Raw genomic sequence first — 15604 nt, forward strand, 5'->3', positions numbered from 1 at the left:
GTTTAGCATACTTGTATTTCATAAATCCCATGAAACCATCAATATTATCCTAAAAATATCTAACTGTTTATATTCTTGAGATAATTCAATGCCAAAAATATCAATGTATAACCAAATCAATTCGCTCACTGCTTTGCGCGGTATTGCAGCTTTGGTTGTTGTTGTACATCACTTCTCATATTACACTTTACCTAAAACTGGTTCAACTTTATCAGCATATAGCAATTTTTTTCGTAATGGATATTTGTGGGTTGATTTTTTCTTCATTCTGAGTGGTTTTATCATGACCCACGTTTATATTGAAGATTTTTCATTAAAAGTTAATTCATCTAAATATCGTTCATATTTATTGTCGCGTTTTGCCAGAATTTATCCTTTACATGTATTTATTTTATCTCTATTTATCGGATTAGAAACTTTAAAAATATTTTTACTAGATAATTCTGCTTTTACTGGTAAATTTAACTTAACCGCCCTTTTTGCTAATATTTTCCTTCTTCAAGCATTCGACTTAAATTGCCCACCTTTATTTTGGTGCGATACTTATTGGAATGAGCCAGCTTGGTCAATTAGTGTAGAGTTTGTTGTTTATTGCATATTTCCATTTCTCTTATTTTTATTATTACGAAATAAGCAGAAAAATGATTTAAAAATTTATGTTTTTGCTCTCTTCAGTATATTACTACTAATCGCTTTTTCCCGTGGAAATCTAGATAGTATTATTGGCATACCTTCCATAGCTAGGTGCGGGCTAGAGTGCATACTCGGCATTATAACCTATAAAATCTATCGCAGAGGTAATTATAGAAATTATTTTAATCTTAACTTACTAGCAATCATAGCTGTAATTTGGATAATTTTGATTATGAATTACTACTGGACTTATTGGCGTAGTCTTCATGATTGGCTCATTTTGCCAGCTTTTTCTCTCCTAATTTTAGCTGTATCTATAAACAATAATAGTGTAATATCAAAAATTTTAAATTCACGGTTAATGCTGTATTTCGGGACTATATCTTACTCGATTTACATGGTTCATTGGTTTGTTCAAGAATTGTTAAAAACATTATGGATTTATAAATTTCACCATGCTTTTGGTAAAGGATTCACAGAATATGAAGCCTTGACATCTCTAGGAGTATTTCTTATGATTATCATATTGGCTGCATCATTGACATATAGATTTGTAGAGGTTCCAATGCGTAATTATTTAAAGTCTACAATCTTGGCTAAACAATGAATTTAAATGCCAATATTTTGGCAAGAAAAAATTAAATTTTACTTAGAATAAACTGAGAAAATAAGAAAATTTTATGAGCTTACTACCTGTAGATTACCAATCCAGTTTAACTGCGGTTGATTTCGATCCATTTGCAGATGGAGAATTACTTCTAACCGCCCCTGCCACAGAATCACAAAAAGAAATCTGGGCTTCTGTACAAATGGGGGATGCTGCCAATTGTGCTTACAACGAGTCCCAATCTTTGCGGCTAAAAGGCGAACTTGATGTCAAAGTTTTCCAGTCTGCGGTGGAAAAGTTAGTACAACGTCATGAAGCACTCCGAACAACTTTTAGCACCGATGGCAATACACTCTGCATTGTTGCTTCTCGGCAAATTGAAATCCCTATTATTGATCTTTCCAGCTCAGAACCACGGGAAAAACAGGAAAAATTAGCTAGTATCTTGCGACAAGAGGTAGAACAACCTTTTGATTTGGAACATGGGCCGCTATTTCGGGCAAAAATTGTCAAATTGCAGCCGCAGGAGCATCTAGCTACTTTGACAGCACATCATATTATTTGTGATGGTTGGTCTTGGGCAGTGCTGATGCCAGATTTGGGTAAACTTTATTCTGGCTTGCAACAGGGTATTGTTCCTGAATTAGAAGAACCAGACAATTTAAGTGAATATGCGATTTTGCAGGAAGAAGAGGCGGATAGCCCAGAAGCGATCGCCACAGAAAAATATTGGTTGGAACAATTCGCTGACACTGTACCTGTGCTGGATTTCCCCAGCGATCGCCCCCGTCCACCACTCAGAACCTTTAATGCTGCCCGCGAAGATTGGCATTTAAGTCCCGAACTAGTTGCCAACCTCAAACAACTAGGGACAAAACTCGGTTGTAGCTTTATGACTACTATCCTAGGAGGATTTGAGGTTTGGCTGCACCGTCTGACGGGACAAAACGACTTGGTTGTAGGTATTCCAGCCGCCGGACAAGCCGCTTTGGGGCAATATAATCTCGTAGGACACTGTGTAAACTTATTACCATTGCGTAGCCAGATTGATGGCGAAAAATCTTTCAGTGACTATTTGCGATCGCGGCGATCGGCTATCTTAGATGCTTACGATCATCAACAATTTACCTTTGGTAGTCTGGTCAAAAAATTAGTTTTGGCACGAGATTCTAGCCGTATTCCCTTAGTTCCCATCACATTTAATATCGATCAGGGTTTAGACAGTGATAAACTCCCCTTCACTGGGTTAGAAGTAGAATTTTTCTCTAACCCCCGTTCCTTCGAGAATTTTGAACTTTTCATCAATGCTACGGAATTACGTGGTCAGATGACCCTGGAATGTCAGTACAACACTAATTTATTTGACGCTGACACTATTCGCCACAGGATGGCAGAGTTTGAAACTTTGTTATTGGGTATAGTTGCTAACCCCAATCAAAGTATTGCTAAATTGCCAATTTTACCAGCAGTAGAGCAACAATTATTAGCAACATGGAACCAGACACAAACAGACTATCCCCAACATAAATGCATTCATCAGTTATTTGAGGAGCAGGTAGAACGCACCCCTGATGCTGTGGCGTTGGTATTTCAAGAACAACAACTTACTTATCGAGAGTTAGATATTCGCGCCAACCAATTAGCGCAATACCTGCAAACATTAGGAGTAGGTGCAGATGTTCTTGTGGGAATCTGCGTTGATCGCTCCTTAGAAATGGTGGTAGGTCTTTTAGGGATTCTGAAAGCAGGTGGAGCTTACATCCCCCTAGATCCGGGGTATCCGCAAGAACGTTTGGCTTTTATGCTTTCAGATACCCAGATCAAATTACTGTTGACTCAAAAACAGCTAATTGACAAACTACCTGCTCACACAGCAAGTGTAATTTGTTTAGATACTGATTGGGATACTATCAACCAAGCAACACCAGAGAATTTAATTAGTAATGTCAAGGCTGACAACTTGGCTTATGTAATGTACACATCTGGTTCTACAGGTCAGCCCAAAGGTGTTAGTGTTATCCATCAAGGTGTAGTTAGATTAGTCAAAGAAACTAACTATGTAAGCCTTACTAACAAAGAAGTATTTCTGCAAATTAGCCCTATCTCTTTTGATGCTTCAACTTTTGAAATCTGGGGTTGTTTGCTTAATGGTGGAAAACTAATAATATTCCCTCCTCATACGCCATCTTTAGACGAATTAGGACAATTTATTCAGCAATATCAGGTGACAACCTTATGGCTAACGGCGGGTTTATTCCATCTAATAGTCGATGAAAAAATTGATGCTTTAAAACCCTTACGTCAATTGTTAGCAGGTGGTGATGTTTTATCTGTTACCCATGTCCAGAAATTTCTCAACACAGTAGAAAACTGTAAACTAATTAATGGTTACGGGCCGACAGAAAGTACAACTTTTACCTGCTGTTATGACATTACAGCACCACTAAAGCCAGGGGCTTCTATTCCTATTGGTCGCCCCATTGCTAATACCCAAGTTTATATATTAGACTCCCATTTACAACCCGTCCCAATTGGAATCACAGGTGAGTTGTATATTGGTGGCGATGGTTTAGCACGAGAATATTTCAATCGCCCGGATCTTACATCTGAAAGATTTATTGCCAATCCCTTTAGCTCAGATACTCAATCACACTTATATAAAAGCGGAGACTTAGCTCGCTATTTGCCAGATGGAAAGATTGAATACCTGGGTCGGATTGACAATCAGGTAAAAGTGAGCGGTTTCCGCATAGAATTGGGTGAAATTGAAATTGCACTTTTGCAATATCCGGCAATAAAAGAAGCGGTAGTAATTGTTCGAGAAGATGCTCCTGGTGAGAAAGTGCTAGTTGGTTATTTTGTAGCAGAAATTGGCCAAGATAGCCCGCAAATAATCTCCGAGTTACGTCGATTCTTAAAACAGCAGCTTCCTGAGTATATGGTGCCCAAGATTTTTATGGCACTGGAAGCCTTGCCGCTAAATGCTAACGGTAAAGTTGATCGTCGGGCACTACCAAAGCCTGATTCTTTCCGTCCAGAATTGGAAGCAAATTATGTAGCGCCTCGCACTCCCATTGAGCAGCAGATTGCAGATATCTGGACACAGGTTTTAAATGTCAGGCAGGTTGGGATTTACGACAACTTTTTTGAATTGGGTGGATATTCTCTACTAGGAATTCAAGTGGTTTCTCGACTGCGCCAAGCCTTGCAAGTAGAAATTCTTATGTCCAATTTATTTGAGTTGCCAACGGTAGCAGATTTGGCTGAACGAGTGGAAACTCTGCGTTGGGCAACCCAAGGTGTTCAGGCTGTTGATAGTGAAACCGCTGATGATTATGAGGAAGGTGAGCTATGAAAACATTAGATGAACTACTCTCTGAACTACGTCAGCGCGATGTCAAACTTTGGTTAGAGGGCGAACGCTTACGCTATCGGGCAGCAAAAGATAGTCTCACACCAGAATTGCTCACCGAGTTAAAAACTCAAAAAGCCGAAATCATCAACTTTCTCCGACAAATTACTACAGCTGCCAGTTCACAGATTCCCCCAATTGTCGCTTGTGAACGGAATGGCAACTTGCCGCTTTCCTTTGGCCAGCAACGGATATGGTTTCTGCATCAATTTGAACCTAATAGTTCCTCAAATAATATGCCCGTTGTGGTGCGTTTTACGGGGAATCTCAATGTTGCAGTCTTAGAGGAAAGTTTGAGAGAAGTCGTCCGCCGCCATGAAGTTCTGCGGACAACTTTTCCAGCCGTGAATGGAAAACCGACTCAAGTCATCGCCACTGATGTTTCTTTGACGCTGCCAATAATTGACTTGCGGCAAATACCAGATGAACAACGGGAGGCAGAAGCTCTCCTACTGGCAACTAAAGAAGCTCATCAACCTTTTGATCTAGCCAATGGGCCGATTTTGCGGTTACTGCTACTGCGGTTGAGCGATCGCGAGCATCTGCTAATTTGGAATATGCACTGCATAGTTTGTGATGGAGCTTCTTCTGATATATTTTATCAAGACTTCACTACCATCTATAAAGCATTGTCGGCAGGGAAGGCTTCTCCCTTAACTCCTTTACCAGTGCAGTATGCCGATTTTACCAATTGGCAATATCAGTGGCTCCAAGGAGAGGTTTTAGAGTCACAGGTAAACTACTGGAAGCAAAAGCTAGAAGGCAATTTACCGATCATTGAGTTACCTTACGATCATCCGCGTCCTCATGGTGTGCAGACATATCGAGGCGATCGCGCTGCCCTGCTGCTATCAAAGACGCTGAACCATGCCCTGACAGACCTGAGTCAAAAATGGGGTGTTACCCTCTTCATGACTCTACTGACAGTGTTTGAGCTATTGCTCTACCGTTATTCTGGACAAGAAGACCTACTGATTAGCTTTGCAAGTGCAAGTCGGGGACAAGTAGAAACCGAGCGGCTGATTGGATTTTTCTCTAATACTCTTGTAATGCGGGGTAACTTAGCAGGAAATCCCACTTTTCGACAATTGTTAGACCGCGTGCGTAAGGATTGCTTAGAGGCTTATACCCATCAAGACCTACCATTTGAGAGACTAATTGAAGAACTTAGACCAGAACAACAAAGTCGGAACAGTTCGCCTTTATTTCAAGTAAAGTTCTCCCTCAATCCTCCTTGGTCAAATGGCCGTGGGATGGGAGCATTGCAACTACCTGATTTGACTATTACTTCTCTATTTGGTTACATCTATCATGGTAAAACAAAATACGATCTGACATTAGTTTTGCGGGAACAGGATAATGGTCTGGGTATGGTATTTGATTACAATGCCGAGATGTTTGATGCCAGTACCATAGAGCGAATGTTGGGACACTTCAAAACTTTACTCGAAGGTATTGTTGCTAATCCCGATCAGCCGATATCTGAATTACCTCTGTTGACAGCACCTGAGCATCAATTATTGGTTGACTGGAATAGCAAACAGGCTGATTATCCACAGAATACTTGTATTCATCAGTGGTTTGAGGCTCAAGCTAAACGAACTCCAGATAATATTGCAGTAAGTTTTGAAAATCAGCAACTAACCTATCAGGAACTCAACCAGCGTGCAAATCAATTAGCCGACTATTTGCAAACTCTAGGGGTAAAATCGGGGGTACTTGTCGGTCTTTACGTAGAGTCTTCGCTAGAGATGATTGTGGGGCTGTTGGGTATTTTGAAAGCTGGGGGAACTTACGTATCCATAGCTCCGACATCTGGGCAAGATAGTCTGTCTTTCATTTTAAAAGATGCCCAAATATCCTTATTGTTAACCCAAAGCTCATTGGTTGAGAAGTTCTCTGAGCATCAGGTAAAAGTTATCTGTTTGGATAATGATTGGGAAGGTATTGCACTACACACAACAGAAAATCAAGATTACTATACCACAGATCAGACTCTGGCCTGTGTGATGTATGTGTGCGGCGGCAATGGAAAACCCAATGGTATAGCCATTACTCACCGTAATCTCGTCACCCACAGCCTAGCAATCAGTGACACTTGGGAGTTGACCCAGAGCGATCGCCTCCTACTCTTACCTAGTATCACTTGCAATTCTTTTATAGAATCATTATTCCCCACTTGGATTGCTGGTGCTACTGCAATTCTCCAGTCTCAAGAGCTACAATCGACAGCGCAGTTTTTCCCATTCATTGCTCAACAACAGATTACCGTTGTTAATCTACCTACGTATTTTTGGCATCAGTTAGTTAAAGAGCCGTTTCTATCTCCACAAACCTTGCCAGTCAGCTTGCGCTTAGTCGTGGTTGGTGGTGAAAAAGTCTCACGTAATGCTTATTTAACTTGGGTAGAAAAAGTTGGCAAGCAAGTACGTTGGCTTAATAGCTATGGATCGCTAGAAACGACTTTAACCGCCACGGTTTACGATCCGGCAACTGCCACTGAAGCCAGTAACACTCGGTCAGAAATTCCTATAGGAAAAGCGATCGCTAATACCCAAATCTACATTCTCGATCGGCGATTGCAACCCCTACCAATTGGCGTTACTGGCGAAATCTACATTAGTGGTATCGGTGTTGCACAAGACTACTTTAACCGTCCCGAATTAACATCTGAGAAATTTATCCCCAATCCCTTTAGCAGTGAATCTGGGTCATACCTTTACAGAAGTGGCGACTTTGGACGCTACTTAAGTGACGGCAATATTGAGTTTATTGGCCGCCGAGATAATCAGGCTAAAATTCGCGGTTTTCGGATTGAGTTGACAGAAATCGAGACAATTTTAGCTCAATATCCAGGCGTGCAGAATGCTGTGGTGATTGCTAGAGAAGATGTTTCTGGAGATAAACATTTAGTTGCTTATCTTGTTCCCAAACAAGACGAGACAATTGGGAGTGAGCAACTACTGAGTTTTCTCCAGCAAAAGCTACCTGAGCATTTGTTGCCTACCTTTGTCATAGTTGATTCTCTGCCGTTGAATGCTAATGGTCAAGTGGATCGTCAAGCCTTACTTGCTCTCAATCCAACTAATATTGAAAGAGAAAAAATATTTGCTACAGCAGAAAATCCATTACAACTTCAATTAACAGAAATCTGGGAAAATGTTTTAGGAATTCATCCGATTGGAATAACAGATAACTTTTTTGATTTGGGTGGACACTCACTGCTGGCAGTACGTCTATTTTCTCAGATTGAAAAGATAGTGGGTAAAAATCTAGCTCTATCTATCCTTTTGCAAGCCCCAACTATTGAGCAGTTAGCTAATATTGTTGAGCGAGAAATATGCTCAAAACCTGGGATTGCGGCGGTGCCAAGAGCTGATGTCAAATCTGAAACATCAATTCCTTGGTCATCCTTAGTAGCTATTCAGCCCAATGGTTCTAAGCCTCCTTTCTTCTGTGTACATGGTTTGGGTGGAGAAGTTCTACGTTTCCGTGAATTGGCTGTGCATTTAGGATCAGATCAACCATTTTATGGACTACAACCACAAGGGTTAGATGGAAAACAGCTTCCTTATACCCGAATTGAAGACATGGCAGCGCACTACATTAAACAAATCCAGACTATTCAGCCACATGAGCCTTATTTAATCGGTGGATACTCTTCTGGGGGTTTAATCGCTTACGAGATGGCTCGGCAATTGACCATACAAGGTAAGGAAGTAGCTTTGTTAGTTTTATTTGATACCTATGGGTCAAAAAATTCTGGATCTCTATCATTGCAAAAGCCAGCCTCTCGTGATTGGAAGAGTCTTTTAGCAATTTCATCTAACTATCTTATTGAGCAGGTAAAAGGAAATACAGAACGGTTTAAGTATCAAATCAAAGAGATACTCTGGCGGTTTGTCTTTCACTTTCACTTGATTCTTGGTCGCCCCTTACCTTACTCCAACCGGAAATACATGGTGGAAAATGCCACTATACAAGCGCTAAGAAAATATGCTTTACAAGTTTACTCAGGTAAAGCAACCGTATTCCGAACAGAAGATGGTCTTGTAGTTGAACAACGAGAAGCTGATTCCAAAATGGGTTGGGGTAAATTGGCATTAGGGGGGGTGGATATTTATGATATTTCTGGGATTCATAATTCCATTTTTAAAGAACCCCATGTACGAGCTGTGTCTGAAAAAATGAAGTCTTCCATAGATCAAATTATTGCAGAAACCACAGGAAACAAGTAACTCAGTGAGGTAAAAAACTTAAGTCTTTAAGCCAGATATAAAGCTATTTTGACCCTATCAAACTTCTTTCTGAATTGTGTAGTGATAGCTTTCCAACCTCATCTCACTTGCGGGATGGGGTTGTTTTATTTGCGGGTAATAACTTTCACTGGTGGCTTGATATATGTGTAAATACGATCGCTAATAAACTATATGAACACAACAGTTGCAATTAAAAAACTATTAACAGGTTTACTTTACATTCTTGGGCGCTAACGCCTTTTGTTTTGAGGATCTACCAAATGGTGGTGATAAATATTACAACGATATCATTGTACAGCTAAATTTGAGTGTCAGTACTGTCTAATATTAAGCACGAGTAATTACTTAGATAAATCAAATAACCTCATCCCAGTTGCGAGATGAGGTTTTTTTATGCACCGCTATTAACGAGACTCAATATGGATTAAACTAGTGAATTTACTGAAGGCAATTATTGTCTTTCCTTCATAAATTTAATAGTTGATTCCTCTAGGGTCAGTCATAATAAATCTTCACCTTTGATTTTGCAGTTAATTTTTATTAAATTAAGCTACCAAAAAAGTAAGAGATAATTCTTTCATAAATTCGGGTATGGCGCTGTTTAACAAGGAAAGTTCACTATCCTTGGCCATTAGTGATTTTGTCAATCCCTATATTTAAGAAGATGTAAAAAATAATTCAGAAATTTAAAGTTTTTTTTATTACATAATTTTTAACTAGGGTATTTACTTAGGAAGGCATCTGTGATATTTTCATGTTGATTATCATAAATTAAAATATGCGACACTAAATTTAACAACTACCTTTATGTGCTTTGGTTTGATGATAAGTAGAGTATCAATCTTACATATTTGCGATGCTTAAATCTTAAACATTGATTTTAATTTTGTATAAATTATATGTCGTTAACCAAGTGATAACTTGCCCTCGATCTATTTATATTATGCTTTGGTTTGAGAAACGCATAACAATCGTAACCGTGTGATATAAATACAGCTCTAAAATTAGACGAAACTATCCTCTGTACTATTACATATTTAGGCACCTGAATGGTACAGAAGTCTTGCCACTACTAGCATAAAACCAAACACTACCACTGTTAGTAAAAGAGATACTCCCTAATATTTTCGACTTAATTCCTCACTTGTAGTTGTTTTATATGACTTATATTAAGAACACTTTTCCCGAATTTCTTACTACCATAGAAGGGTTTGAACAGTTACCCGATGGAGCGATCGCTAATCTATCAGAACAACTGCAAGCCTGGCGCTATCGTATAGGTCAAAAAATCATTGGTAAAGAAAGTCTCCCGGAACGCATCACCATTATTTATGAGGGACAAGTGCGCCTCTTGGGATATGATCCCCAGACGCAAATGCCAATTACCCTGAAATTGCTGCAACCTGGAGAAATTATCGGCGAAATTAGTTTGTTGCGCGATGTTGCCTGCGAGACTGCGATCGCCTCTACCGAAGTAGTATGTTTAACCTTGAGTGCATCGGCATATTTTAGTTTTCTCGCTTCATACCCAGCTTTTGCCGAAGCCCGCAAGAATCGCAGTTATTTGATAGAAGTTTTTGATATTCTCGCCTCCTATTGGCAAAAGCAAGCGATCGCAACTTTAAATCTCAGAGAACTTACAGAAAAAGCTTTACCACAGGCAAAAATCCATTACTTACCACCAGGAAAAACTGCATTTAACCAACTGGATAGCGCAAGGGTCTGGTTTGTAAGTGGCGGTGGTACAGTCACGAATTTATCACCTGGCGATCGCCTAGAAGCAGACGACGACCGAGACAAGATCCAGGTTATAGGTCAAAACCCTTCAAGGTTGGTTGGTATCCATCCGTCAGATTTGATCTTAGAAGATAGTCATCAAATAGTACTGGCGGTAAATAACACCCAAGTAGATAGCCAAGATGACGATGAATTAGATATCCCTTACGCATCAGACGAAATCGTTCCCCAGACACTCCCCGATACCTCAAAGAGTTCATCAAAACAAAAATACCCGTTTTTTAGTGGTAAGGGAGAATTAAATACAGCCTTCGCCTGCTTCCAAATGATTGCGAAGCACCTAGAAATACCATTTCGTCGAGAAGTGGTTCGCCGCATCTTAACTGAGCAAGTCAAACGTCAGGGTCTTATATCGTTTCAAGTTACTGCTTACCTGGCAGAATTAATCGGACTTAAGGCGCAGTTAATAGAAATACCAGTCTCCTCAGTAACGCGTATCCCTACACCAGCATTGATTCGCTATGGTGATAATTTTGCAGTTTTATATGCGGCAGATGCAAATACCGTAGTTGTTGGTGTGCCATCCAAAGGAATTGTGCGCTGTAAACCTGCTCAATTGGTTGAACAATTAGATGTTGATCCAACCAACTTTCCGCCCCAAGCTAAAGTATTACTGCTCAGTGCTACCAACCAAACACCCCAAGAACGTTTTAGTTTACGGTGGTTTTTGCCATATTTGTCAAAGCACCGTCGAGTGTTAATCGAGGTTTTTATCGCCTCCTTTTTCGTGCAGTTGGCAGCTTTGGCAAATCCTCTGGTAGTTCAGGTAATTATCGACAAAGTTATCACTCAAAATAGTATTGGTACATTACATATTTTGGGGATTTTACTATTAGTAGTCGGATTATTTGAAGCAGTACTGACTACCTTACGAACTTACTTATTTGTCGATACCACTAACCGGATCGATATGGGTTTAGGGTCGCAAATTATCGACCACTTATTACGTTTACCACTGCGTTATTTTGAACGCCGACCGGTGGGTGAACTTTCCACTCGCATCAACGAATTAGAAAATATTCGCCAATTTTTGACTGGTACTGCCTTAACAGTGGGATTAGATGCTCTGTTCTCGGTGGTGTATATCGGTGTAATGCTGATTTACAGTTGGCAACTCACCTTGGTCGGCTTAAGCACGATTCCCGTGTTTATCGTGATCACCTTAATTGCTTCTCCCACCATTAGCAGACAGTTACGTGCCAAAGCTGAACGCAACGCCGAAACTCAATCTTATTTAGTGGAGGTGATGTCAGGAATTCAAACTGTAAAAGCGCAAAATATCGAACTGCGATCGCGCTTTTCTTGGCAAGAGCGTTATGCTCGGTTTGTCGCTGCTGGTTTTAAAACAGTTGTAACTTCTACCCTCGCTAACTCCACCAGTAACTTTCTCAACAAACTCAGCAGCTTACTGGTTTTGTGGGTAGGAGCTTATTTAGTACTGCAACAACAATTAACTTTAGGCGAACTAATTGCCTTTAGAATTATATCGGGTTACGTCACCAGCCCAATATTGCGTTTAGCTCAACTCTGGCAAAGCTTCCAAGAAACAGCCTTATCTCTAGAACGTTTAAGCGATATTGTCGATACGCCACAAGAAGGAGAAACAGACCGCTACAACATACCCTTACCGACGATTAAGGGAGCAGTAAAATATGAAAATGTTTCCTTCCGATTTGGTACGAGTGGTCCTCTGCAACTTTCCAACGTCAACCTCGAATTTCAGCCAGGGAAATTTATTGGCATCGTCGGACAAAGTGGATCGGGTAAAAGTACGATGATGAAATTGCTGCTGAGACTTTACGAAACTGAGTCCGGCAGAATTTTGATTGATGGTTATGATATTGCCAAAGTGGAGCTTTATTCACTGCGACGACAAATTGGCGTAGTTCCCCAAGAAACATTGTTATTTGACGGTAGTGTTCAAGAAAATATTGCTCTGACGAATCCCGATGCGACAACCGAAGAAATTATCGAAGCGGCTCAGGTTGCGTGCGCTCACGAGTTTATTATGAACTTGCCCAACGGTTACAACACGAGGGTGGGAGAACGGGGTTCTGCACTTTCAGGTGGACAACGACAAAGAATTGCGATCGCTCGTTCTGTTTTACAACGACCAAAATTATTAGTTTTAGATGAAGCAACTAGCGCCCTAGACTATCCCACAGAACGGCAAATATGTCTCAATTTAGCCAAAGCATTTAAGGGTGATACAGTATTTTTTATTACCCATAGATTAAACACCGTCAGTAATGCAGACATGATTGTTGTGATGGATAATAGCAGGGTTATAGAACAAGGTAGCCATCAAGAATTAATGGCTACTAAAGGTCATTATTATTATCTGTATCAGCAACAAGATGTGAACTTGTAGTTAGTTATTCTTGGCAGCATAGCATTACATAATTTGAACAGTGTCCACCCAACAACAAATCCAAAATCTAAAATCCAAAACCCAAAATCGTTATGACTCAACTTAATGGGAATCACCACAACGGCAATCAGAAAAACGATAATCAGAAAAATGGAGTCAAGCAAGATTCACCGGTACTTACAAAACAACAAAAAGCTGCTCAAGAGTCTTTAATTAACTCAAGTAGTGAGGAATTTGAGCAAGCAATTGTCTTGCGTCAATCTCCAGTTTGGTCGCGGGCAATTATGGTTACTCTCATGGGGTTAGCCTGCTTTGGAATTGCTTGGGCTTATTTTGCGAAAATTGAGCAAGTAGTACCAGCAACAGGTCAATTAAAGCCGCAAGGAACAGTCAAAGAAGTTCAGGCTCCTGTTAGTGGAGTTGTGAAAACAGTTAATGTTAAAGATGGACAAGAGGTAAAGCCAGGGGATTTGTTGCTGACGTTTGATTCCATAGCCAGTGTTGCCGAATTAAATTCTTTGAATAAAATTCGTGTTGCATTAATTAAAGAAAATCAAATTTATCGTCGATTGATGGGGGCAACTACTGCTGGGGGATCTGAACTGTTGTATTTGCGCGGTAATTTGCCGCAAGAAACTGCTTTTCTGCTGAAAAGTCGGGTAGCGTTAGTAGAAGAAAATGACTTATTACGGACTCAATTAAGAAATTCTGGTCGAGATTCTACTTTAGGAATTGATGAGCAACAACGTCTCCGAGTTGCCAAAAAAGAATTAGATTCTCGTTCTGCTGCGGCGCAGTTGGAAGTAGAGAAAATCAAAAAACAACTAGCTCAAAATAAATTTAAGCTGGAAGATAGTAAAGCGAGTTTAGCCATTCAACAGGGTATTTTAGATAAACTGAAAATATTATCAGAAGAAGGTGGCATTTCTCAACTTCAGTATCTCAACCAACAACAAGAAGTACAAAACCGCACGGCGGAAGTAGCACAACTAGGTGAGGAAGAAAAACGCCTCCAGTTTGATATAGAAAAGGGTCAACAAGAATTAAGCAATACGGTGGCTGTTTCTGATAAAAACGTTTTGGATAAGATAGCTGATAACAAACAGCGTATTGCTGCAATTGATAGCCAATTCATGAAAGTTATCTTAGATAATGAACAGCGTTTGGCAGATGTCAATAGTAAAATATCTCAAACACAGTTAAACGTTAAGTATCAAGAACTTCGTGCGCCTGTAGCTGGAACAGTTTTCGATTTACAAGCAAAAAACCCTGGATTTGTAGCGAACCCGACGACAAAAATGCTGCAAATTGTCCCAAAGGAAAACTATATAGCTGAAGTTTTCATCACTAACAAAGATATCGGTTTTGTGCGAAAAGGTATGAAGGTAGATGTTAGGATTGATTCTTTTCCTTACAGCGAATTTGGCGATATCAAAGGGGAAGTGCTGGGGATAGGATCAGACGCATTACCGCCAGACCAAACACATCAGTTTTATAGATTTCCGGCAAAAATTTCATTGGATAAACAATCTTTAGTAATTAAGGGTAAAAACGTCACATTGCAATCAGGTATGTCAATCAGTGCCAATATAAAAGTACGCGAAGAACGGACTGTACTTAGTTTATTTACTGAGTTGTTTACCAAGCAAATTGATAGTCTTAAAGAGGTACGTTGAAATAATTCGTAATTAGTAATTCGTAATTGGTAATTGGTAATTGGTAATTGGTAATTGGTAATTCGTAATGACGCTCTCTAGGCGGACATGATGTGATGGAGCGATCGCCCTCTGAAGATTATTCTAGAGATAGCGATCGCCAAATATCTAATCTAGTCGCCCCATATTTGCTCTACGCTAATGCGGCTACCTTCTCTAACAAGCCCTGAAAGAGCCTTAAGCCATCACTATTGCCCAGCATTGCGTCAGATGCCCTTTCTGGGTGCGGCATCATCCCCAACACATTGCCCTGACGATTGCAAATCCCGGCAATGTTGTTCAGTGAACCGTTGGGATTCTCGCCTTCATAACGAAACACGACTTGCCCGTTATCTTCAATTTCTGCCAGAGTCGCTTCATCCGCGTAGAATCGTCCCTCACCGTGGGCAATGGGTAAAGTGATAACTTCACTATTGGTATAGGCTTGCGTCCATAAGAGATTGGTACGCTCAACTTTCAAGGGGACGCGATCACAAATAAAATGCAAATCCCGATTTCTGGTTAACATCCCTGGCAAAAGTCCAGCTTCAGTTAATACCTGAAAACCATTGCAAATACCAATGACAAATTTACCCTTTTGAGCGTGTTCAACAACCTGTTGCATCACGGGTGAAAAACGTGCGATCGCACCGCAGCGCAGATAATCCCCGTAACTAAAGCCACCAGGGATGATGACGACATCCAAATCAGCAATGTCTGTTTCTTGATGCCAAACCATGCGAGTTGGTTGTAAGAGCAAATCTCTAGTTACATAAGCAACATCGCGATCGCAATTAGAACCTGGAAAAACAACAACACCAAATTTCATGA

The 15604-nt window shown here is 40.3% G+C and carries 7 protein-coding genes; 6 read left to right on the plus strand and 1 reads right to left on the minus strand.

The features are described 5' to 3' along the window. Positions 1-88: 88 nt before the first annotated feature. The 6 genes from H6G86_RS04740 to H6G86_RS04760 all read left to right on the plus strand — a co-directional run bounded on the left by H6G86_RS04740 (position 89) and on the right by H6G86_RS04760 (position 14755). Complete coding sequence (locus H6G86_RS04740; RefSeq protein WP_190933357.1) at positions 89-1240, plus strand: acyltransferase family protein; 1152 nt, start codon at positions 89-91, stop codon at positions 1238-1240. Positions 1241-1313: 73 nt separating this feature from the next. Beyond that, on the plus strand, positions 1314-4595 hold the full coding sequence (locus tag H6G86_RS04745; protein WP_190933358.1) for a non-ribosomal peptide synthetase: 3282 nt from the start codon (positions 1314-1316) through the stop codon (positions 4593-4595). After that, positions 4592-8890, plus strand: coding sequence for a non-ribosomal peptide synthetase (locus H6G86_RS04750; RefSeq protein ID WP_190933359.1), 4299 nt, complete (start codon positions 4592-4594; stop codon positions 8888-8890). Before H6G86_RS04745 ends, H6G86_RS04750 begins: the two co-directional genes overlap by 4 nt. A 244-nt stretch (positions 8891-9134) precedes the next feature. Further along, positions 9135-9236 (plus strand): DUF4114 domain-containing protein, encoded by a 102-nt coding sequence (locus tag H6G86_RS39960; protein ID WP_369009462.1) that lies wholly within the window; start codon positions 9135-9137, stop codon positions 9234-9236. Between the two features lie 834 nt (positions 9237-10070). After that, a complete protein-coding gene (locus tag H6G86_RS04755) occupies positions 10071-13079 on the plus strand; it encodes a peptidase domain-containing ABC transporter (RefSeq protein ID WP_190933360.1) in 3009 nt (1002 codons plus the stop codon). 92 nt (positions 13080-13171) lie between these two features. Beyond that, complete coding sequence (locus tag H6G86_RS04760; RefSeq protein ID WP_190933361.1) at positions 13172-14755, plus strand: beta-barrel domain-containing protein; 1584 nt, start codon at positions 13172-13174, stop codon at positions 14753-14755. 172 nt (positions 14756-14927) lie between these two features. On the opposite strand, the gene purQ is transcribed toward H6G86_RS04760, so the two are convergent. Continuing rightward, a complete protein-coding gene (purQ, locus tag H6G86_RS04765; RefSeq protein WP_190933362.1) occupies positions 14928-15602 on the minus strand; it encodes a phosphoribosylformylglycinamidine synthase subunit PurQ in 675 nt (224 codons plus the stop codon). Between the last annotated feature and the right edge of the window lie 2 nt (positions 15603-15604).

It is taken from the genome of Nostoc sp. FACHB-133 (assembly GCF_014698055.1).
Taxonomy (GTDB): Bacteria; Cyanobacteriota; Cyanobacteriia; order Cyanobacteriales; family Nostocaceae; genus Nostoc.